General features: G+C 62.6%; 21 protein-coding genes. 11 read left to right on the top strand and 10 right to left on the bottom strand.

Annotation, left to right across the window (positions count from 1 at the left end):
* Positions 1–70: 70 nt before the first annotated feature.
* Genes C8K66_RS28470 through C8K66_RS28460 form a run of 3 tightly spaced genes read right to left on the bottom strand, consistent with a single transcriptional unit; the run spans position 71 to position 3,623 of the window.
* The gene (locus C8K66_RS28470; RefSeq protein ID WP_017849944.1) at positions 71–343 is read right to left on the bottom strand and encodes an oxidative damage protection protein; all 273 of its coding nucleotides are present in this window, start codon (positions 341–343) and stop codon (positions 71–73) included.
* Positions 340–1,407, bottom strand: coding sequence for an A/G-specific adenine glycosylase (mutY, locus tag C8K66_RS28465; protein WP_046385008.1), 1,068 nt, complete (start codon positions 1,405–1,407; stop codon positions 340–342). The genes C8K66_RS28470 and mutY overlap by 4 nt, the downstream gene beginning before the upstream one ends.
* The gene (locus C8K66_RS28460) at positions 1,404–3,623 is read right to left on the bottom strand and encodes an AsmA family protein (protein ID WP_108526628.1); all 2,220 of its coding nucleotides are present in this window, start codon (positions 3,621–3,623) and stop codon (positions 1,404–1,406) included. Before C8K66_RS28460 ends, mutY begins: the two co-directional genes overlap by 4 nt.
* Positions 3,624–3,946: 323 nt before the next feature.
* Here C8K66_RS28460 and C8K66_RS28455 point away from each other — a divergent pair, with 323 nt between their 5' ends.
* The 7 genes from C8K66_RS28455 (at position 3,947) to C8K66_RS28425 (ending at position 9,646) form a co-directional block, all read left to right on the top strand.
* Positions 3,947–5,608, top strand: a complete 1,662-nt coding sequence (locus C8K66_RS28455; protein ID WP_046490889.1) for an OFA family MFS transporter — start codon at positions 3,947–3,949, stop codon at positions 5,606–5,608.
* A gap of 169 nt (positions 5,609–5,777) precedes the next feature.
* Positions 5,778–6,371, top strand: a complete 594-nt coding sequence (gene hisB / locus C8K66_RS28450) for an imidazoleglycerol-phosphate dehydratase HisB (RefSeq protein WP_017849940.1) — start codon at positions 5,778–5,780, stop codon at positions 6,369–6,371.
* Positions 6,371–7,009: an imidazole glycerol phosphate synthase subunit HisH gene (gene hisH, locus C8K66_RS28445; RefSeq protein ID WP_017849939.1), complete on the top strand. Its 639-nt coding sequence runs from the start codon at positions 6,371–6,373 to the stop codon at positions 7,007–7,009. The genes hisB and hisH overlap by 1 nt, the downstream gene beginning before the upstream one ends.
* A complete protein-coding gene (locus C8K66_RS28440) occupies positions 7,010–7,267 on the top strand; it encodes a DUF2164 domain-containing protein (RefSeq protein ID WP_017849938.1) in 258 nt (85 codons plus the stop codon).
* Positions 7,268–7,306: 39 nt separating this feature from the next.
* Positions 7,307–8,044 carry a 1-(5-phosphoribosyl)-5-[(5-phosphoribosylamino)methylideneamino]imidazole-4-carboxamide isomerase gene (hisA, locus tag C8K66_RS28435; RefSeq protein ID WP_017849937.1) on the top strand — a complete coding sequence of 246 codons (738 nt, stop codon included), beginning with the start codon at positions 7,307–7,309 and terminating at the stop codon, positions 8,042–8,044.
* Between the two features lie 9 nt (positions 8,045–8,053).
* On the top strand, positions 8,054–8,824 hold the full coding sequence (hisF, locus tag C8K66_RS28430; protein ID WP_010563131.1) for an imidazole glycerol phosphate synthase subunit HisF: 771 nt from the start codon (positions 8,054–8,056) through the stop codon (positions 8,822–8,824).
* A 66-nt stretch (positions 8,825–8,890) separates the two neighbouring features.
* On the top strand, positions 8,891–9,646 hold the full coding sequence (locus C8K66_RS28425) for an ABC transporter substrate-binding protein (RefSeq protein WP_046385004.1): 756 nt from the start codon (positions 8,891–8,893) through the stop codon (positions 9,644–9,646).
* Here C8K66_RS28425 and C8K66_RS28420 read toward each other — a convergent pair.
* From C8K66_RS28420 to gpmI, 4 genes are all read right to left on the bottom strand, one after another.
* Positions 9,637–10,416: a divergent polysaccharide deacetylase family protein gene (locus tag C8K66_RS28420; protein WP_108526627.1), complete on the bottom strand. Its 780-nt coding sequence runs from the start codon at positions 10,414–10,416 to the stop codon at positions 9,637–9,639. The genes C8K66_RS28425 and C8K66_RS28420 overlap by 10 nt on opposite strands.
* 1 nt (position 10,417) lies before the next feature.
* Positions 10,418–11,734, bottom strand: a complete 1,317-nt coding sequence (locus C8K66_RS28415; RefSeq protein WP_046385002.1) for a S41 family peptidase — start codon at positions 11,732–11,734, stop codon at positions 10,418–10,420.
* 30 nt (positions 11,735–11,764) lie between these two features.
* A complete protein-coding gene (locus C8K66_RS28410) occupies positions 11,765–13,060 on the bottom strand; it encodes a murein hydrolase activator EnvC (protein ID WP_046385001.1) in 1,296 nt (431 codons plus the stop codon).
* A gap of 258 nt (positions 13,061–13,318) precedes the next feature.
* Positions 13,319–14,845 (bottom strand): 2,3-bisphosphoglycerate-independent phosphoglycerate mutase, encoded by a 1,527-nt coding sequence (gene gpmI, locus C8K66_RS28405; protein WP_079442661.1) that lies wholly within the window; start codon positions 14,843–14,845, stop codon positions 13,319–13,321.
* A gap of 151 nt (positions 14,846–14,996) precedes the next feature.
* Between gpmI and C8K66_RS28400 the strand changes: the two genes are divergently transcribed.
* Genes C8K66_RS28400 through secB form a run of 3 tightly spaced genes read left to right on the top strand, consistent with a single transcriptional unit; the run spans position 14,997 to position 16,187 of the window.
* Entirely contained in the window at positions 14,997–15,410 is a 414-nt protein-coding gene (locus C8K66_RS28400) for a rhodanese-like domain-containing protein (RefSeq protein WP_017849931.1), read from the top strand.
* Between the two features lies 1 nt (position 15,411).
* Positions 15,412–15,666: a glutaredoxin 3 gene (gene grxC, locus C8K66_RS28395; RefSeq protein ID WP_046384999.1), complete on the top strand. Its 255-nt coding sequence runs from the start codon at positions 15,412–15,414 to the stop codon at positions 15,664–15,666.
* Positions 15,667–15,707: 41 nt separating this feature from the next.
* A complete protein-coding gene (gene secB, locus C8K66_RS28390) occupies positions 15,708–16,187 on the top strand; it encodes a protein-export chaperone SecB (RefSeq protein ID WP_017849929.1) in 480 nt (159 codons plus the stop codon).
* Between the two features lie 118 nt (positions 16,188–16,305).
* Here secB and C8K66_RS28385 read toward each other — a convergent pair whose 3' ends face one another.
* Positions 16,306–16,761, bottom strand: a complete 456-nt coding sequence (locus C8K66_RS28385) for a tRNA (cytidine(34)-2'-O)-methyltransferase (RefSeq protein ID WP_017849928.1) — start codon at positions 16,759–16,761, stop codon at positions 16,306–16,308.
* Here C8K66_RS28385 and C8K66_RS28380 point away from each other — a divergent pair.
* Positions 16,760–17,200 (top strand): hypothetical protein, encoded by a 441-nt coding sequence (locus C8K66_RS28380; protein WP_079442662.1) that lies wholly within the window; start codon positions 16,760–16,762, stop codon positions 17,198–17,200. The two genes, C8K66_RS28385 and C8K66_RS28380, sit on opposite strands and share 2 nt — an antisense overlap.
* Positions 17,201–17,731: 531 nt before the next feature.
* Here C8K66_RS28380 and ntrC read toward each other — a convergent pair.
* Together ntrC and glnL are read right to left on the bottom strand one after the other, a co-directional pair.
* Positions 17,732–19,168, bottom strand: coding sequence for a nitrogen regulation protein NR(I) (gene ntrC / locus C8K66_RS28370; RefSeq protein ID WP_017849926.1), 1,437 nt, complete (start codon positions 19,166–19,168; stop codon positions 17,732–17,734).
* Complete coding sequence (gene glnL, locus C8K66_RS28365) at positions 19,165–20,250, bottom strand: nitrogen regulation protein NR(II) (RefSeq protein WP_017849925.1); 1,086 nt, start codon at positions 20,248–20,250, stop codon at positions 19,165–19,167. The genes ntrC and glnL overlap by 4 nt, the downstream gene beginning before the upstream one ends.
* Positions 20,251–20,484 lie beyond the last annotated feature (234 nt).

Below are 20,484 nucleotides of genomic sequence, written 5' to 3'. Positions count from 1 at the left end.
CGTCAAGCAAGTTTTCAAAAAATATTTAATTATTACCGTCGCTTACGTGCCGACCCCGGTTTTTGATCAATTATTGAGCAGGCGGCACGTAGCCTTCGGCCTTGGCGTAATCCTCGCCGGAAAAGAACTTGTCCATCTCGCCTTGCAGGTATTTGCGGTCTTCGGCGTTCATCATGTTCAGGCGTTTTTCGTTGATCAGCAGGGTCTGGTGTTTCTGCCAGTCGGCCCAGGCCTTGGCGGAGACGTGATCGAAAATGTCCTGGCCCTTGGCACCCGGGAACGGGGCGCGCTCCAGGGCGGGCAGTTCTTCGTGGTACTTGCGGCAGATGATGGTGCGGGTCATGACGAAACTCCTGCGTTCAATACGTCGGCCGCGCGCTTCAGCAGTTTTTTCACCGGGGCGGCAAGGCCCAGGCGCGGCGGGGTGGCGAGGTTATACCAGAGCCAGTCGGCCTCGGCCACGTGATGGGCGGATTCCTCGACCTGGACCAGCCAGGGTTCGATGGCCAACTGGAAGTGGCTGAAGGTGTGGATCAGCCCCGGCAGTTCCTGTTGTTTGCCCAGCTCCAGCGCGTGCTGGTGGGCGAGATGTTCGAGGTCTTGCAGGTCGTCCAGCTCCGGCAGGCTCCACAAACCGCCCCACAGGCCCGTGGACGGGCGACGGTAAAGCAGGATCGCGCCGTCGCCATTGGCCAGCATGGGCATCAGCGTGCGCTTCTGGGGGATGCTCTTGCGCGGCTTGGGGATCGGATAGCGCGTCTCCAGGCCGAGCATGTGGGCTTCGCAGCCTTTTTCCAGCGGGCATAACAGGCAACTGGGCTTGCTGCGGGTACACAGGGTGGCGCCCATGTCCATCATCGCCTGGGTGTAGGCGTTGACGCGATCATGGGGCGTGAAGCGCTCTGCGGTGGCCCAGAGCTGTTTGGCCACTTTGGGTTCGCCGGGGTAGCCCTCCTGCGCGGTAAAGCGTGCCAGCACGCGTTTGACGTTGCCATCGAGGATCGGCGCGCGCAGGCCCATGCTCAGGCTGGCGATCGCGCCGGCGGTGGACAGACCGATGCCGGGCAGTTCGGTGAGCTTTTCCACGTCGCGGGGAAACTCGCCGCCGTACTCGGCCACGACAATCTTCGCGGTCTTCTGCAGGTTGCGCGCCCGGGTGTAATAGCCGAGGCCGGTCCACAGGTGCAGCACCTCGTCTTCCGGCGCGGCGGCCAGGGCTTCGACCGTTGGCAGGGAGGCCATGAAGCGGTCGAAGTAATTGAGCACGGTGCTGACCTGGGTCTGTTGCAGCATGATCTCCGAAACCCACACCCGGTAGGGCGTGATGCCCTGTTGCCAGGGCAGGTCATGGCGACCGTGGCGGTCGTACCAGTTCAGTACCGCCTCGGAAAACTGCTCGTTTCTCATCGTTTGAACAGGCCTTTCAACGCGTCTTTCAACTGCGGGTTAACTTTGTCGAGCTTCTCTTCCAGCTTCTCGTTGAGGCGGTTGCCGGCGGCCTTGATGGCGACCTGGCCGAGGCCGTCCTTGTCCAGGCGGCACGCCTTGGCGCCCAGCTCCAGCGGGCCACGGCAGCGCAGCGGCACTTCGATGCCCTGGAAGTTGGCGCCTACCTCGCAGGCGGGGTCCGGCACTTCGCGTTGATCGCCCTCGACGATGATGCCGACGCGATAATCCATGCCCAGCACGCGCAGGTCGATGTCGCCGTTGCCGTTGACCGTAAGGCCGGGGATACGCACCTTCAGGTCGGGGTTGTTGGCCACGCCGTTGCGCAACGTCAGGTTGCCCCTGAGTTCCTGGAACGGTGTGTCCTTGGCCCGTGGTTCGCTGCTCAAGGTCTTGCGGTTGAGCAGGGCGATGCCGGTACACAGTTGCTGTTCAAGGTTGGCGTTGAGCAGCACGCCGTTGTTGATCACGAAGCTGGCGTTGCCGTTGAGGCTGTCGATCAGTGCCTTTTGGCTGTTGCCGCGGCCGCTGAGGTTGCTGTCGAGGGTGATCTGGCCCTTGACCGGCGGCGTCTGCCCCTGGGCTTGCAGGATGCGCTCGACCGGCACTTGCTTGATGTGGCTTTGCAGGGCCAGCACTGGAATGTCCTGGCGCACATCGAGGCTGCCATTGGCCTGGAAGCTGCCGTTGTAGAGGCCGCCGCTCAGGCTGTCGAGCTTGAGCTGGCCGTCGAGGCCGCTGGCCTTGAGCATGGCGTTCTGGATCGGCAGCTTGCTCAGGGTCAGTTGGCCGAAGGCCAGGTCGGCCTCCACGTCCAGCGTGCGCAGGCGGGTCAGCGGCAGCAGCTTGTCGGTGCTCCAGGCGCCTTTGGTCGGGGCGTCCGGCAGCGGTGTGGTGCCACCGGCGGCCATGGCGCCGGCTTCGCTGTTCTGCACTTCGGCCTGGCGTGCGGCGGTTGCCCCCTTGGCGGATTCGGACTTGGCCGGCAGGTAATTGTCGGCGTTGAAGGTGTCGCCCTTGAGTTGCACGCGCAGCGATTGCTTGGCGAAATCGTCCACGGCAACGCGGCCGGTGAAGGTGCTGCCGTCGAGTTTCAGGTTGAGGTCTTCCAGGGCCAGGCGGGTCGGCGTGCCTTGGAGGCGGCTGACCAGCTCGACTTTGCTCAGGCTGCCCTCGGCCATCGGTGGCAGCGGGTTGCCGACGCTGTCGAGGAACTTGGCCAGGTCGAACTGGGCGATCGACAGGGCGCCGCTGAGCTGCGGGGTCTTGTCCAGGTCATTGACCTTCAGTTCGCCGAGGGCGCGCAACTGGTTGGCCGAGAGTTTCAGGTTGGTCCACTCGGCAATGTTGGCCGCCAGGTCCACCAGCAGTTGGCCCTGGGTGGAGAAGGTCACGGTTTTGCCTTGCAGCGGTTCGCCGGTGGCTTCGCCGCTGAACCGCATGTCTTCGAGCTGATAACGCTTGAGCGCCCGCTGAATGCGCAGGTTGCCGTTGAGTTCGGTCTTGACGCGCATGACCGGCTGGTTGCTGCCGAGGAACGCGGTGAGCTTCAGCGGAATGCTCGCCCCTTCGTGGATGGCACCCGCACTCAGCTGGATGCTCTCGGCGCTGAACTGCTTGCCGGTCTGTTCATCGTTGTATTCGATGCGGGCGTTGTTGATGGTCAGGCTGTCGATGTCCAGGCGGATGGGCTGCGGCGGTTTCTCTGCCTTCACCTCGGTCACCGGTGCCGTCGCTTGCACGGGGGTTGGCGTATCGGTGGCCGCCTCGGGGGCGTTCTTGCCGATGTCTTCCCAGTTGCCGTGGCCTTGCTTGTCGCGGTTGAGGCGCAGGTTCAGGCCTTCGACGCGCACATCGCTCATCTGCACTTCGCGGCGCAGCAGCGGTAGCACGCGTACCGACAGGCCGAGCATCTGCAGGTCGGCGAACGGCTGGGTCGGGTTGGTCAGGGTCGCGACGCCGGCTTCGTGCAGTTCCAGGCCCAGCCAGGGGAACAGGCTCCAGCCGATGTCGCCATTGAGCGTCAGCTCGATGTGGGCCTTGTCGCGGGCAATCTGGCGAATCTCGTCTTTGTAGTCGTTGGGATCGAAGAGATGGGTCAGGGCAAAGCCGAGAGCCACAATGATCAGCAACAGCCCGAGAAGTACCAGACCCAGGATTTTGCCGAACGCTTTCATGGGCGAGTCCTTGTATGTCGATTTCAAAATTTAGCCGCAGAGTATAGCGCCCGATGGCCTGCGTCAGTTCACGGATCGTTACATTGTATCTGGCGCAGGGGGCGGTATTTTGGCGTCAAAAAACACAAAAAATCCGCGAAAGGTAGTGGCATTTTGGTTTTTCTGTCATCCACTGATGCTAATCTCTGCGCGTTCGTCCGCCTTCTGCGACGTAACGTCGCGCTTTAAATGGAGCTTTATTCAACAAAACGGTCACGCCCTGCGTGCAAGGCCGAAGGAGAGAGCGCCTGACGAACACATACTAATAACTGGGGGAAACACTAATGAGCACTAGCACTGCGGCGGGTATTGCTGCCGCGCAGCCTGCGTTCCTGTCCAAGGAGCGCATCATCGCCAAGCCCGGGTTCAACCGCTGGCTGGTTCCACCGGCCGCTCTGGCCATCCACCTGTGTATCGGCATGGCCTACGGCTTCTCGGTGTTCTGGTTGCCGCTGTCCAAGGCGCTGGGGATCAGCGCGCCGGTGGCCTGTGCGCCGGATATGAGCTTTATCGCTCAGGTCTTCTCGTCTCAGTGCGACTGGCCGATCTCCATGCTGGGCTGGATCTACACCCTGTTCTTCATCTTCCTGGGCTGCTCGGCGGCGATCTGGGGCGGCTGGCTGGAACATGCCGGGCCACGCAAGGCGGGCGTCGTCTCGGCGCTGTGCTGGTGTGGCGGCCTGCTGATTTCGGCGCTGGGGATTTATACCCACCAGATCTGGCTGATGTGGATCGGCTCCGGGGTCATTGGCGGTATCGGCCTGGGCCTGGGTTATATCTCGCCCGTGTCGACCCTGATCAAGTGGTTCCCGGACAAGCGCGGCATGGCCACCGGCATGGCGATCATGGGCTTCGGCGGCGGCGCGATGGTGGGGGCTCCCCTGGCGGCAGCGCTGATGGGGCACTTCGCTTCGCCGACCAGCGTCGGCGTGTGGCAGAGCTTTCTGGTGATGGCGGCGATTTACTTCGTGTTCATGATCGGTGGCGCGCTGTCCTACCGTGTTCCGCCGACCGGCTGGAAGCCTGAGGGCTGGACCGCGCCGGTGAAAAAAGCCAGCAATGCGATGATCACCCATCGTCACGTTCACGTGAACGTCGCCTGGAAAACCCCGCAATTCCGTCTGGTATGGCTGGTGCTGTGCCTGAACGTATCGGCCGGTATCGGCATCCTCGGCATGGCTTCGCCGCTGCTGCAGGAAGTGTTTGGCGGCAAATTGCTGGGTGTGGATGTGCCGTTCGGCCAACTGAATGCCGGGCAACTGGCCTCGATCGCGGCGATCGCGGCGGGCTTTACCGGGCTGTTGAGCCTGTTCAACATTGGTGGCCGGTTCTTCTGGGCGTCGTTCTCCGACTACCTGGGCCGTAAAAACACCTACTTCGTGTTCTTCGCCCTGGGCTTTGCCCTGTATGCGCTGATCCCGAACCTGGGGCACCTGGGCAACGTGGCGCTGTTCGTGGCGGCGTTCTGCATCATCCTGTCGATGTACGGCGGCGGTTTTGCGACGGTTCCGGCTTACCTGGCCGACCTGTTCGGCACCCAGATGGTCGGCGCGATCCATGGCCGCCTGCTGACCGCCTGGGCTGCGGCGGGCGTGCTGGGCCCGGTGTTGGTGAACTACCTGCGTGAATATCAGTTGAGCATCGGCGTCGAACGCGCCGCCGCCTACGACATCACCTTGTACATCCTCGCTGGCCTGCTGGTGCTGGGTTTCATCTGCAACCTGCTGGTGCGCCCGGTGGCCGACAAGTACTTCATGAGCGACGCCGAACTGGCCGCCGAACAGGCGCTGGGCCATGACAAGGGGGCCGATTCGAGCACCGTGCTGGAGTGGAAAGCCTCCGCCGGCAGCAAGCCGCTGGCTGTCGCGGCCTGGTTGGTGGTGGGTATTCCGTTGGCGTGGGGTGTGTGGGTGACCCTGCAAAAGACGGCGGTACTGTTCCACTAAGTTGACTGCAGGCGGGCGCACCATCCTGGAGCGCCCGCTTGTATGCACATGTCTAGCGTCGACCTTCCTCGCTTCAACTCGTCAGTCTTATCCCCTTCGATGTTTCTGTTTAGCGCCCGCGCCCCTATAATGGCTGCCTTTTTCGCCCAATGATTTTGCGGAGCTGGTGATGGCCGAACGTAAGGCGTCCGTCGAGCGCGACACTCTGGAAACCCAGATCAAAGCCTCGATCAACCTGGATGGCACCGGAAAGGCCCGATTTGATATCGGTGTACCTTTTCTTGAGCACATGCTGGACCAGATCGCCCGTCATGGGCTGATCGACCTGGATATCGTCAGCAAGGGCGACCTGCATATCGACGACCACCACACGGTGGAGGATGTCGGTATCACCCTCGGCCAGGCTTTCGCCAAGGCCATCGGCGACAAAAAAGGCATCCGTCGCTACGGCCACGCCTATGTCCCGCTGGATGAAGCACTGTCGCGTGTGGTCATCGACTTCTCCGGCCGCCCCGGCCTGCAGATGCACGTGCCCTACACCCGCGCCACCGTGGGCGGCTTCGACGTCGACCTGTTCCAGGAATTCTTCCAGGGTTTCGTCAACCACGCCCTCGTCAGCCTGCACATCGACAACCTGCGCGGCACCAACACCCACCACCAGATCGAAACCGTGTTCAAGGCATTCGGTCGCGCGCTGCGCATGGCGGTGGAGCTGGATGAGCGCATGGCCGGGCAAATGCCATCGACCAAGGGCGTCCTGTAATGCAGACGGTCGCGGTTATCGATTACGGCATGGGCAACCTGCACTCGGTGGCCAAGGCCCTCGAGCACGTAGGGGCCGGCAAGGTGCTGATCACCAGCGATGCCACGGTGATTCGCGAGGCTGACCGCGTGGTGTTCCCAGGCGTTGGCGCGATTCGCGATTGCATGGCCGAAATCCGTCGCCTGGGCTTTGACAGCCTGGTGCGCGAGGTCAGCCAGGACCGGCCGTTCCTCGGCATTTGCGTGGGCATGCAAGCCTTGCTCGAGCGCAGTGAAGAGAACGACGGCGTCGACTGCATCGGCCTGTTTCCAGGCGAAGTGAAGTTCTTCGGCAAGGACCTGCATGAAGACGGCGAGCACCTGAAAGTCCCGCACATGGGCTGGAACGAAGTGCGGCGCACCGTGGATCACCCGCTGTGGCATGAGATCCCGGACATGGCGCGCTTTTACTTCGTCCACAGCTACTACATCGCCGCCGGTAACCCGCGCCAGGTGGTGGGTGGCGGGCACTACGGCGTCGACTTCGCCGCCGCGCTGGCCGAAGGTTCGCGTTTTGCGGTGCAGTTCCACCCGGAGAAGAGCCATACCCATGGCCTGCAATTGCTGCAGAACTTCGCTGCGTGGGACGGTCGCTGGTAGATGGCCAAGAAACCGAAGCTGCCGATCCTGAACCTCACGCCCGAACAGGAACGTGAGGCTACCAACAAGATCAAGCGCTTCATGGAGGACCGTTTCGAGCTCAAGCTGGGCTCGTTCGAGGTTGCCGAGATCCTTGAGTTGTTCACCATTGAAGTTGCGCCGCACTATTACAACAGGGCGATTTTCGATACGCAGACGCTCCTTAGGGAACGGTTCGAAAGCATCGAAAGCGACCTGTGGTCGCTTGAGAAACCCTGATTTCCCAAGCATTGCTGAATATCGAATAAGGTTTGCCAGATGCTGATTATCCCCGCTATCGATCTCAAGGACGGCGCTTGCGTGCGTCTGCGCCAGGGCCGCATGGAAGATTCCACGGTGTTTTCCGACGACCCGGTGAGCATGGCTGCCAAATGGGTGGACGGTGGTTGCCGTCGCCTGCATCTGGTGGACCTGAACGGCGCCTTCGAAGGCCAGCCGGTCAATGGCGAAGTGGTGACTGCGATCGCTAAGCGCTACCCGAACCTGCCGATCCAGATCGGCGGCGGTATCCGCTCCCTGGAAACCATCGAACACTACGTCAAGGCCGGCGTAAGCTACGTGATCATCGGCACCAAGGCCGTGAAAGACCCGGCCTTCGTCGCCGAAGCCTGCCGCGCGTTCCCGGGCAAGGTGATCGTCGGCCTGGACGCCAAGGACGGTTTCGTCGCCACCGACGGCTGGGCTGAAATCAGCACGGTGCAGGTGATCGACCTGGCCAAGCAGTTCGAAGCCGACGGCGTGTCCGCCATCGTTTACACCGACATCGCCAAAGACGGCATGATGCAGGGCTGCAACGTACCGTTCACCGCTGCGCTGGCGGCGGCGACCAGGATCCCGGTGATCGCGTCCGGTGGCATCCACAACCTGGGTGACATCAAGTCGCTGCTGGATGCCCGGGCCCCTGGAATCATCGGCGCGATCACCGGCCGCGCAATCTACGAAGGCACCCTGGACGTCGCCGAAGCCCAGGCTTACTGCGATGCCTACAACGGCTGAGGACTGACCATGGCGCTGGCCAAACGCATCATCCCTTGCCTGGACGTCGACAACGGTCGCGTGGTCAAGGGCGTCAAGTTCGAGAACATCCGTGACGCCGGCGACCCGGTGGAAATCGCCCGTCGCTACGATGAGCAAGGTGCCGACGAGATTACCTTTCTCGACATCACCGCCAGCGTCGACGGCCGCGACACCACGCTGCATACCGTCGAGCGCATGGCCAGCCAGGTGTTCATCCCGCTGACCGTGGGCGGTGGCGTTCGCACCGTGCAAGACATCCGCAACCTGCTCAATGCCGGCGCGGACAAAGTCTCGATCAACACCGCCGCAGTGTTCAACCCGGAGTTCGTCGGCGAAGCCGCACAGCACTTCGGCTCGCAGTGCATCGTGGTGGCCATCGACGCCAAGAAAGTCTCCGGCCCCGGCGAACCGCCGCGCTGGGAGATCTTCACCCACGGCGGGCGCAAGCCGACCGGCCTGGACGCGGTGGAGTGGGCGATGAAGATGGAAGGCCTGGGCGCCGGTGAAATCCTGCTGACCAGCATGGACCAGGATGGCATGAAAAACGGCTTCGACCTCGGCGTGACCCGTGCCATCAGCGATGCGCTGGGCATTCCGGTGATCGCGTCCGGCGGCGTCGGCAACCTGCAGCACCTGGCCGACGGCGTGATCGAAGGCCACGCCAGCGCCGTGTTGGCGGCGAGTATTTTCCACTTCGGCGAATACACCGTCCCCGAGGCCAAGGCGTACATGGCCGCGCGCGGTATCGTGGTGCGCTAAACGCTGCTGGACACCATGGCAAGTGCGCGGCACTCTCTGCGCTTGCCATGGATTCCGGTAACTTTCATGCTCAAAGACCTGTTGCTCGCGCTCGCCAGTACCTCCGTGCTCATGATCGGAGTGGCCCAAGCCGAAGAATCGTCTGACGCCTCCCTGGTGTTGCTGACGGAAAACTTCCCGCCCTACAACATGGCGAAAAACGGCAAGAACTTCGCCAAGGACGAGAATGTCGAAGGCATCGCCGTGGACATCATGCGCGAAACCTTCAAGCGTGCTGGCATTTCCTACAGCCTCACTCTGCGTTTTCCTTGGGAGCGGATCTACAAACTCGCCCTGGAAAACCCCGGCTACGGTGTGTTCGTGATGGCCCGCCTGCCGGAGCGCGAAGCGCTGTTCAAATGGGTCGGCCCTATCGGCCCGGATGACTGGGTGATGCTGGCCAAGGCCGACAGCAAAATCCAGCTCGACGAGCTGGCGCAGGCGCGGCGCTACAAGATTGGCGCGTACAAGGGCGACGCGATTGCCGAGACCCTGGAGAAGCAGGGCCTCAAGCCAGTGCTGGTGCTGCGTGACCAGGACAACGCGCAAAAGCTGCTGGATGACCAGATCGACCTGTGGGCCACCGGCGACCCGGCCGGCCGCTACCTGGCGCGCCAGGTCGGTGTGACCGGGCTCAAGACCATCCTTCGCTTCAACAGTGCCCAGTTGTACCTGGCGCTGAACAAGGATGTGCCGGACGAAACGGTGGCCAAGCTGCAGGCAGCGTTGGATCAGTTGCGCGAGGAAGGCCTGCTCGACCAGATGATGGCGCGCTATTTGTAGCGATAGGCGCCGTTCTTGCCGTGCCCTGCCATCGCCTGATTGCTGCGCACGCTGATCATCAGTTTGATATCAATCCAGTCCACGCCCTGGGCCTTGAGCTTGGGCAGCTCGCGTTCGAGCACCGCCAGGGTTTGTGGATACGGATGGCCGATCATCACGACTGAGCCCTGTTTATGGGCCAGTTTGATGGCGCTCTGCAATTGCGTGGTGATCGCGGCTTCGGTGCGTTCGTCGTCGAGGAACACATCCCGCGAGACGCTGGCCAGGCCGATCTTCTGCGCTTCGGCGGCGCCGACGGTCTGCGCGCTGGTGCGGCTGTCGACAAAGAACTTGTGGCGCCGTTGCAACTCGCCCATCAGCCAGGCCATCGCTTCGGGCTGGGCAGTCATGCGGCTGCCCATGTGGTTGTTGATGCCGGCGGTGTAGGGCACGGCCTTGAACGCAGCGTCCAGGCGCTTGCCGAGCTCTTCGATAGGCAACTCGGGGTGCCAGGCGAACGGGCCGGTGGCCGGGTCCATGGGCATGTGCAGGATCACGATCTTGCCGGCCTTGTGCGCTTCGCGGGCGAATTCGGCGGCGTGGGGCGTGTCGGGCATGATCGCCGTGGTCACCGGGCCGGGCAGGGCCAGCACACGGCGATCCCGGGGCAGGTTTTGCCCCAGGTCGTCGATGATCAGGGTCAGGTAGGCTTTGTGCGGTTCGCTGGCCGGGGTCGCGTGGGCGACCCCGGCCAGGCTGCACAGTGCAGCGATGATCAGGGCAACGCGCATATCAACGGCTGCGCGTGATGCTCAAGCCCTTGAGCAGGCTCAACGCCTGGGCCAGTTGGTAGTCATCGTCCTGCGGCATCGGCTTGGCCTTGGCACTGCTGCCGGTCGGCTGGTCGGCGCCGCCGTTGCCATTGCCGAGGTGGCCTTGCAGGTCGGCTTCCTTGTAGTACTCGCTGTCGACCTCGTTGGTGATCTTGGCCTTGCGCACTTCGATGTCCGGCACGATGCCCTGGGCCTGGATCGAGCGGCCGTTCGGCGTGTAGTACAGCGCGGTGGTGATTTTCAGGGCGCGCTCGTTGTTCAGCGGCAACACGGTTTGCACCGAGCCTTTGCCGAAACTGGTGGTGCCCATCAGCACACCGCGCTTCTGGTCTTGCAGGGCGCCGGCGACGATCTCCGAGGCCGAGGCGCTGCCGCCGTTGATCAGCACGGCCAGCGGCACGTTTTCGCTGAGGTCGTTGCCGGTGGCCGAGAAGCGCAGTTCGGAGTTGGCGATACGGCCCTTGGTGTAGACGATCAGGCCTTTGGTGATGAAGTGGTCGACCACTTCCACCGCCGACTGCAGCACGCCACCGGGGTTGTTGCGCAGGTCGAGCACGATGCCGTTGAGCTTCTTGCCGTTGTCTTTGCGCAGCTTGGCCAGGGCCTTGGCCACTTCGTCGCCGGTCTTGACCTGGAACTGGGTGATGCGGATGTAGCCGTAGCCCGACTCCAGCAACTGGCTCTTCACGCTCTTGACCGTGATGGTCGCGCGGGCCAGGGTCACGTCGAACGGCGCGCCGCCGTCGCGCACCAGGGTCAGGGTGATTTTCTGGCCGATCTTGCCGCGCATCTTGTCGACGGCTTCAGTCATGGTCTGGCCACGGGTCGGCTGGCCGTTGATCTTGACGATCAGGTCGCCAGCCTGGATGCCGGCCTTGGACGCCGGGGTGTCGTCGATCGGCGAGACCACTTTGATCTGGCCGTCTTCGGCGCCGACTTCAATGCCCAGGCCACCGAACTCACCGCTGGTGCTTTCCTGCAGCTCGGCGAAATCTTCCGGGCCGAGGTAGGCGGAGTGCGGGTCGAGGTTGCTGAGCATGCCCTTGATGGCATTTTCCAGCAGGGTCTTGTCGTCCACGGGTTCGACATAGGCTGCCTTGATCCGGTCCATGACCTCGGCAAAGGTGCGCAACTCGTCCAGCGGCAACGGCGCCTTGGTGGTCGCGGCCATGCCGGCGGGTGCAGCCGGTGCGGCCTGGTCGGCGAAAGCCAGAGGCGCGCCGATCACCAGGGCGATCGTCAGGGCCAGCGAAGTGAGGCGGGACAAATGCAGCATGTCGAACGAACTCCTAATGTAGATGCGACCCTATCCTTGGGTGCGGCACCATTGTGCAGGATCGCTCGGGCGGCCCTGCTGACGAATAGCGAAGTACAGCGCCGGGGTGTCCTGGCCGCCACTGTTACCGACAGTGGAGATGGATTCCCCGGCTTTTACCACATCACCTGCCGACTTGAGTAAAGTCTGATTGTGGCCATAAAGACTCAAATAGCCATTACCGTGGTCGAGAATCACCAATAAACCGGCGCCCCGCAGCCAATCGGCAAACACCACGCGACCGCCGTGGACGGCGTGGACCTGGCTGCCGGCGGCCGCGCTGATCATCACCCCGTCCCACTTGGCGCGGGTGTCATCGCCGCGGGTTTCCCCAAAGCGTGCCAGCAGTCGACCATCAACCGGCCACGGAAGTTTGCCGCGCGCGGAAGCAAAAGGCCCGCCGAAGGATTCGCCCGCGCTGGAAACCAGCGGCCCGGGCGCTGCGTGCGCCGGTTTGCGCGGTGCCGGGGCGTCGCTCGTGGCTGCCAGTTCGGCCTCACGCTGGCGCTTTTTTTCCGCTTCCTGCTGGGCGATCAGCGCTTTCTGTCGCGCTTCTTCGGCCTCGCGTGCCTGGCGAGCCAGGGTTTCTTCGATGGTTTTCAACACTTTGCCGAGGTCGGCCTGGTCCTGCTCGCGGGCTTGCAGCTTGGCGTCGCGGGCCTTTACGTCGTCATTGAGCTTGGCCAGGGCCAACTGGCGTTCCTTGCGCACCTTGTCGAGCTGGTCGCGCTGGCTGTCGAGGCTGCTTTTCTGGTCGAGCAGTTGCGATTGCTGGTCGGCGATTTCCTGTTCGACGTTGGCCAGTTGGCGCAGGGTCTCGTTGAAGCCCTTCAGTTGGGCAAGGCGTGCCTTGCTCAGGTAATCGTAGTAGGTCAGGGTGCGTGCGAATTTTTCCGGGTTCTGCTGGTTGAGCAGCAGCTTGAGGTACTCCTGGCGGCCACTCTGGTAGGCGGCGCGGGCCTGGATCGCGATCAGGCGTTGCTGTTCAACGCGGGCGCTCTGGAGTTTTTTTTTCTCAGCGTCGAGTCGCTCCAGTTCCGACTCGCTCTTCTTTAATTCTTTTTGTAGCTCCTGGACCTGCTTCTCCAGCTTGCCCATCTCGGTTTCTGTGCCGCGCAGGTCTTTCTGCACCCCGGATTTCTCTTCCTGGAGCTTGCCGAGCAGTTTTTTCAGCTCGGTGATGTCCTGACGCGTAGCGTCCAACTGTTGTTGGGTTTGCGCGCGCTCATCGGCAAATGCCGGTTGGAGCAGGCAGACGAGAGCGAGGGTAATCAAGGCGCGAAGCATAGAGGCGGGCGACACCAGGGAAAGGGACGGCCTAGTATGCCCGGCAAGCGCTGCAAAAAAAACGCCCAATTCGGGCTTCTGGGCAAGATAGGTGCCGAGCGGCAGTGGTATGGCGAAAAGACATCTACCCAACACAGAGAGCCTAGTGTGGGAGGGGGCTTGCCCCCGATTGCGGTGTGTCAGCTGAATAGGTGTTGGCTGATCCACTGCTATCGGGGGCAAGCCCCCTCCCACATTGGTTCTGCGGTGTGGTTTAGATCAGACCAGAATCGAGGTGCCGGTCATCTCTTTGGGCTTCTCCAACCCCATCAACATCAGCATGGTCGGCGCCACATCGGCCAGCACGCCGCCTTTGCGCACTTTCAGGTCGCGCTTGCCGACGTAGATGAACGGCACCGGCTCGGTGGTGTGGGCGGTGTGGGCTTGCCCGGTGGACTCGTCGGACATTTGCTCGCAGTTGCCATGGTCGGCGGTGATCAGCGCTTCGCCGCCGACTTTTTCCAGGGCGTCGACGATGCGGCCTACGCACAGGTCCAGGCATTCCACGGCCTTGATCGCGGCGGCCAGGTTGCCGCTGTGGCCGACCATGTCGCCGTTGGCGTAGTTGACCACGATCACGTCATAGCGCTGGTTATCGATGGCGTCGACGATCTTGTCGGTGACTTGCGGTGCGCTCATTTCCGGTTGCAGGTCGTAGGTCGCGACTTTCGGCGACGGGATCAGGATGCGCTCTTCGCCCGGGAACGGTTCTTCGCGGCCGCCGGAGAAGAAGAAGGTCACGTGGGCGTACTTCTCGGTTTCGGCGATGCGCAGTTGGGTCTTGCCGTTTTTCGCCAGGTAGTCGCCCAGCACGTTTTCCAGGCTGCCGGGGGCAAAAGCCGACGGGGCCGGGATGTTGGCGGCGTATTGGGTGAGCATCACGAACTCGATTTTCGGCTGGCGCGCGCGTTCGAAGTCCTTGAAACCCGGGTCGACGAACACATGGCTCAGCTCGCGGGCACGGTCGGCGCGGAAGTTCATGAACACCACGGCGTCGCCGTCTTCCACTTTCACCGGCTCGCCGATGGTGGTGGCCTTGACGAACTCATCGCTCTCGCCACGCGCGTAGGCGGCTTCCAGGCCTTCCTGGGCGGTGGCGGCGTTGAATTCGGCCTGGCCGTCGACGATCAGGTTGTAGGCCTGGGACACGCGGTCCCAGCGGTTGTCGCGGTCCATCGCGAAATAGCGACCGACCAGGCTGGCGATGCGGCCCTTGCCGAGGGCGGCGAAGGTGGCGTCCAGCAGTTCGATCGACGATTGCGCGCTTTTCGGCGGCGTGTCGCGGCCGTCGAGGAAGGCGTGCAGGTAGATCTTGTCGGCGCCGCGCTTGAAGGCCAGTTCGGCCATGGCCACGAGGTGGTCCTGGTGGCTGTGTACGCCGCCATCGGACAGCAGGCCCATGAAGTGCACGGCCTTGCCGGCAGCGACGGCTTTATCGACGGCTGCGCAGATGGTCGGGTTCTCGAAGAACTCGCCGTCGCGGATCGCTTTGGTCACGCGGGTGAAGTCCTGATAGACCACTCGTCCGGCGCCGAGGTTCATGTGGCCGACTTCCGAGTTGCCCATTTGGCCGTCCGGCAGGCCCACATCCATGCCCGAACCGGAGATCAGCCCGTTGGGCAAAGTGGCGGTCAGACGGTCCAGCACCGGCTTGTTGGCCGAGTACACGGCGTTGTCGTGGTGGCTTTCACTGTGTCCGAAGCCATCGAGAATTATCAGGACCAAAGGTTTAGGCGTCGTAGTCATAGATCCTCTCGCGGCGGTAATTGATGAAGGGGATTGAAAAGGGAGTGGCAGTTTAAAGCGAAGTTCCGACCACGTCACCGCTTTACGGGGGTTGGCCCCCCCTGACGGCTGTGTATACTTACCGCCATTTTAACGCCCTGGAACCTCCTTGATGGTTGATCACCTGATTGCATTTGCCACTGCCCACTACCTGCTCGCGGGTGCCTTCGTCATCCTGCTGGCGCTGCTGATCGCTCATGAAATGAGCCGCGGTGGCCGCAGCCTGAGCACGTCGGAGCTGACCGCGCTGGTCAACAAGGATGAGGCCGTTGTCGTGGATATCCGTCCGGCCAAGGATTTTGCCGCCGGTCATATCGTTGGCGCCCTGAACATTCCCCAGGACAAGCTGATCGCGCGCCTGGCCGAGCTGGAAAAGCACAAGGCCAAGACCATTATCCTGGTCGACGCCCAAGGCCAGCATTCCGGCACCCATGCCCGCGAAATGCTCAAGACCGGCTTTACCGCCGCCAAACTGTCTGGTGGTATCAGCAGCTGGCGCGCCGACAACCTGCCGCTGGTGAAGTGATATGAGCCAGGTTGTCGTGTATTCCAGCGATTGGTGCCCTTACTGCATGCGGGCCAAGGCCTTGCTGGAGAAGAAGGGTGTTGCCTTCGAAGAGATCAAGGTCGACGGCAAACCCCAGGTGCGCGCCGAAATGGCCCAGAAGGCGGGACGCACGTCCGTGCCGCAGATCTGGATCGGCGCCAAGCACGTCGGTGGATGCGATGACCTGTTTGCCCTTGAGCGCGCCGGCAAGCTGGACGCGCTGCTTCACGTCTGACTCCTAAACCCTAAAAGACCCAAGATCAAGAAGGATCTGCGATGACTGACCAACAGAACACCGAAGCAGCAGAAGCCCAAGGCCCACAGTTTTCGCTGCAGCGCATCTATGTGCGTGACCTGTCGTTCGAAGCGCCGAAAAGCCCGGCCATCTTCCGTCAGGAGTGGACCCCAAGCGTCGGGCTGGACCTGAACACCCGTCAAAAAGCCCTGGAAGGTGACTTCCACGAAGTCGTGCTGACCCTCTCGGTCACCGTCAAGAACGGCGAAGAAGTGGCCTTCATCGCTGAAGTGCAACAGGCCGGTATCTTCCTGATCCAGGGCCTGGACGAAGCGTCCATGAGCCACACCCTGGGCGCGTTCTGCCCGAACATCCTGTTCCCGTATGCCCGCGAGACCCTGGACAGCCTGGTCACCCGTGGCTCGTTCCCGGCGCTGATGCTGGCTCCGGTGAACTTCGATGCCCTGTACGCGCAAGAGCTGCAGCGCATGCAACAGGAAGGTTCGTCGACGGTTCAATAAGTCGATGCGCTAAAAATGTGGGAGGGGGCTTGCCCCCGATAGCAGTGAGTCAGCCAACACCTATTCAGCTGACACACCGCAATCGGGGGCAAGCCCCCTCCCACATTTGTTATGTGTGTTATTTGAAGCCGAGTTGGCGCCAGCCTTCGTAGACGGCGACGGCGACGGTGTTCGATAAGTTCAGGCTGCGGCAACCTTCGCGCATCGGCAAACGCAGGCGATGGCCGTCGGGCAGGGCGTCGAGCACCTCGGCCGGCAGGCCACGGCTTTCCGGGCCGAACAGGAAGGCGTCGCCGTCGGCGAAGCTGGCGTCATGGAACGGCCGCGAGCCCTTGGTGGTGAACGCGAACAACCGAGGGTGGCCGAGGCTTTCCAGGCAGCTGGCGAGGTCGGCGTGGCGTTGCAGGGTGGCATACTCGTGGTAGTCCAGCCCGGCGCGGCGCAGGCGCTTGTCGTCCATGTCGAAGCCCAGCGGCTCGATCAAATGCAGGTGGCAGCCACTGTTGGCGCACAGCCTGATAACGTTGCCGGTATTCGGCGGAATTTCTGGTTGAAAAAGGATGACGTGAAACATGCACGGCTCCGAAGGCAAAGATGCGCTGCATTCTACCCTCGAAGAAGACCCCAGGCCGAAGCTATTGCCAAGGGTTTTGGGCTCTTTGGCGATTGTCGGCCTGATGGTGGGCCTGATGATCGGGCGCCTGACCGCCCCGGACCCGGTCGAATTGCTGCAGGTGACGCCGGCGGCCAACGGTGTGGTGGTGTGGTTCAACAGCGAACCCAAGCTGCATGGCGAGCATATCGACGGCACCGTGGCGCTGTTGTTCGACGCGCAGGGCAAGGCCGCCAGCGGGCAGCTCAAGGTCAATGACAAGGATGTGAACTGGCGCGTGCGCAAGACCGATGGCGGCCTGTTGCTCAACCTGGTGGCGGCGCGGCCGTTGCGTGGGGAATGGTCGGGAGAGGAAGCTGAAGGCCGCTGGCGGCTGGAGATCCATCTCCAAGAGCAATAAAAGAGGGAGTTCCCGGCCTGCCTGTACCAGGGCTCCCAAAACGGGATGAAGCCATCCGGCTTCGTGTTAAAGAGGGAATCCCCGGCCTGCCTGTACCGAGGTTCCCGAAAGCGGTGTGGAGCGCGACGCGGTTCGCATCAAGCACCCCGGGTGTAAAGAGGGGATTCTCGGCCTGCCTGTACCAAGGTCCCCGAAACTGGGTTGTATCAGGGTTATTGCAGGGCGCGTGCCACACTGGCCAAGTTGCTCGAAAAAAACGCTCCAGACAGCGAAAAGCCCCGGAATACGGGGCTTTGGCGTTTTCGGTTGTCTGATTTCAGGCGGCGGTGCGAAGGTTTGAGGTGTTGGCGCCGTGCCCGATGCCGGTTCATGGTGCATTGAAGCGGTGCATGGTCGCCAAACCTTGTGCAGATCCAAATGTGGGAGGGGGCTTGCCCCCGATTGCGGTGGATCAGTCATGTAGATGTCGACTGACATGCCGCTATCGGGGGCAAGCCCCCTCCCACATTGGATCTTCAGTGGGGCTGAGATTCAGCCCTCGTCCCCGTCGTCATCATCCGCGCCATCGACCTTCATCCCCAGTTCCTTGATCTTGCGCGTCAGGGTATTGCGGCCCCAACCCAGCAGCACGGCGGCATCGCGACGGCGGCCGGCGGTGTGCTTGAGGGCGGTTTCGATCATGATCCGTTCGAAGGCCGGCACGGCGCTGTCCAGCAGGTTCGACTGGCCGCGTGCCAGGGCCTGGTCGGCCCATTGACGCAGCGCCTGTTCCCAGTTGGTCACGGGGGCCGAATCCTGCGGCAGGCTGAGCAGCTCCGGCGGCAGGTCGCTGATATGCACTTCGCGCCCGGACGCCATGACCGTGATCCAGCGGCAGGTGTTCTCCAGTTGGCGCACGTTGCCGGGCCACGGCAGGTTCTTCAGGTATTCCTCGGTCTCGCTTTTCAGCAGCTTCGGCTCGACGGCCAGCTCCTGGGCGGCGCGGCTGAGGAAGTGGCGCGCGAGGGTCGGGATGTCTTCGCGACGGTCCGACATGCGCGGGATGTGGATGCGGATCACGTTGAGGCGGTGAAACAAGTCCTCACGGAACTTGCCCGCATGCACCAGGGTTTCCAGGTTCTGGTGAGTCGCGGCGATGATACGCACGTCAACCTTGACCGGCGTATGCCCGCCCACACGGTAGAACTCGCCGTCCGCCAGCACGCGCAGCAAGCGGGTCTGGGTATCGGCCGGCATGTCGCCGATTTCATCGAGGAACAGCGTGCCGCCGTCCGCCTGTTCAAACCGCCCGCGCCGCAGGTTGGCCGCGCCGGTGAAGGCGCCTTTCTCGTGGCCGAACAGCTCGGACTCCATCAAGTCCTTCGGAATCGCCGCCATGTTCAGCGCGATGAACGGCGACGCCGCGCGCGGGCTGTGGCGGTGCAGGGCGTGGGCCACCAGTTCTTTACCGGTGCCCGACTCGCCGTTGATCAGCACGGTGATGTTGGAGTGGCTCAAGCGCCCGATGGCGCGAAACACTTCCTGCATCGCCGGCGCTTCACCGATGATTTCCGGGGTGCGGGTCAGGGCAGGCGGGGCTTCCTGGTTCTGCTGTTCCTGGGCGTGCTGGTTGGCGCGCTTGACCAGCGCCACCGCTTCGTCCACGTCGAACGGCTTGGGCAGGTACTCAAAGGCACCACCCTGATAGGACGCGACAGCGCTGTCCAGGTCCGAATGCGCGGTCATGATGATCACCGGCAGGCGCGGGTGCTGCTCGCGAATCCGCGCCAGCAGGTCCAGGCCGCTGGCACCGGGCATGCGGATGTCGGAGATGATCACGTCGGGCTGCTGGCGCGCCAGGCGGCTCATCACCCCGTCAGCGCTGTCGAAGCTCTGGGTGGTCATGCCTTCCTGTTGCAGGGCTTTCTCGAGGACCCAGCGGATAGAACGGTCGTCATCGACGATCCAGACAGTTTCACTACGGCTCATGTCGATGGGGCTCCTTGTTCCAGAGGCAGAAAGATCGAGAACGTGGTGTGGCCAGGATGGCTCTCACATTCGATCAGACCCTGGTGCTGGCTGATGATGTTCTGGGTAATGGCCAGGCCCAGCCCGGTACCGTCCGGGCGGCCGCTGACCATGGGGAAGAAAATGGTTTCCTGCAGTTCTGCTGGAATGCCCGGGCCGTTGTCGGTGATTTCGACTTTGGTCACCAGACGATGGCGCACGTGGCCGATGGTGAACTGGCGCAAGGCGCGGGTGCGCAGGCTGATGCGGCCCAGGCGCAGCTCGTTCTGGCTGCTGATGGCCTGCATGGCGTTGCGCACGATGTTGAGCACCGCCTGGATCATCTGCTCGCGGTCGATCAACACGTCGGGAATGCTTGGGTCATAGTCGCGCACCAAGGTAATGCAGCCTTGGCTTTCGGCCTCGACCAACTGGCAGACACGCTCCAGCACCTCATGCACGTTGGTCATCGCCAGCGACGGCAGCTTGTTGGAGCCGAGCATGCGGTCCACCAGATTACGCAGGCGGTCGGCCTCTTCGATGATGACGTTGGTGTAGTCCTTGAGGTGCTCGTCCGGCAGCTCACGAGCCAGCAACTGCGCCGCGCCGCGAATCCCGCCCAACGGGTTCTTGATCTCGTGGGCCAGGCCGCGCACCAGCATCTTGCTGGTTTCCTGCTTGGACAACTGCGCTTCTTCCTTGGTGATGCGCAGCAGGCGGTCACGCGGGTGGACTTCGAGCAGCAGCAGGGTGCTGCCGTTGCTCAGGATCGGGGTCACGGCGTAGTCGACGGTCAGGGTCTGGCCGGTCAGGGCGGTGAGCATCGCTTCGCGCTTGGTGAACGGATGTGCCTGCTCCACTGCCTGGCGCAACGAGCTCAAGGCTTCGGCCGACTCGGTGAACAACTCGCTGATGAACTGCCCATGGCTGCGCTGCCCGCTGATGGCCAGGAGCATCTCCGCCGCCGGGTTCATGTACTCAAGGCGCAGGTCGTCATTGAGCAGGATGGTCGCGGTGGTCAGGTTGTCGAGTAACAAACGGTGCAGTGCATCGCTGATGGTCATCAGGACCTCTTTTGGAGCAAGGCGCGGGCTTGAGGCACACGCTGATACAAGGAAAATGCAAAAACCAAACCAAGGCTCCGAAAAGAAGCGTTTAAGCCCTGAAATAAGGGTTTAAGGCTCGAAACTGTGGCGTTCTGCCAGCTTCATCGGGAAGTTTCGAACCAAAATGGGCTGGGTCGGTGGGAAGGGTGCAAGCTGTCGCACCAATATAGTGCGATTTTGTGACGATTGTTC

It is taken from the genome of Pseudomonas sp. GV105, assembly GCF_003058185.1.
Classification (GTDB): domain Bacteria; phylum Pseudomonadota; class Gammaproteobacteria; order Pseudomonadales; family Pseudomonadaceae; genus Aquipseudomonas; species Aquipseudomonas veronii.
This window is presented reverse-complemented; position numbering and strand designations above follow the sequence as displayed.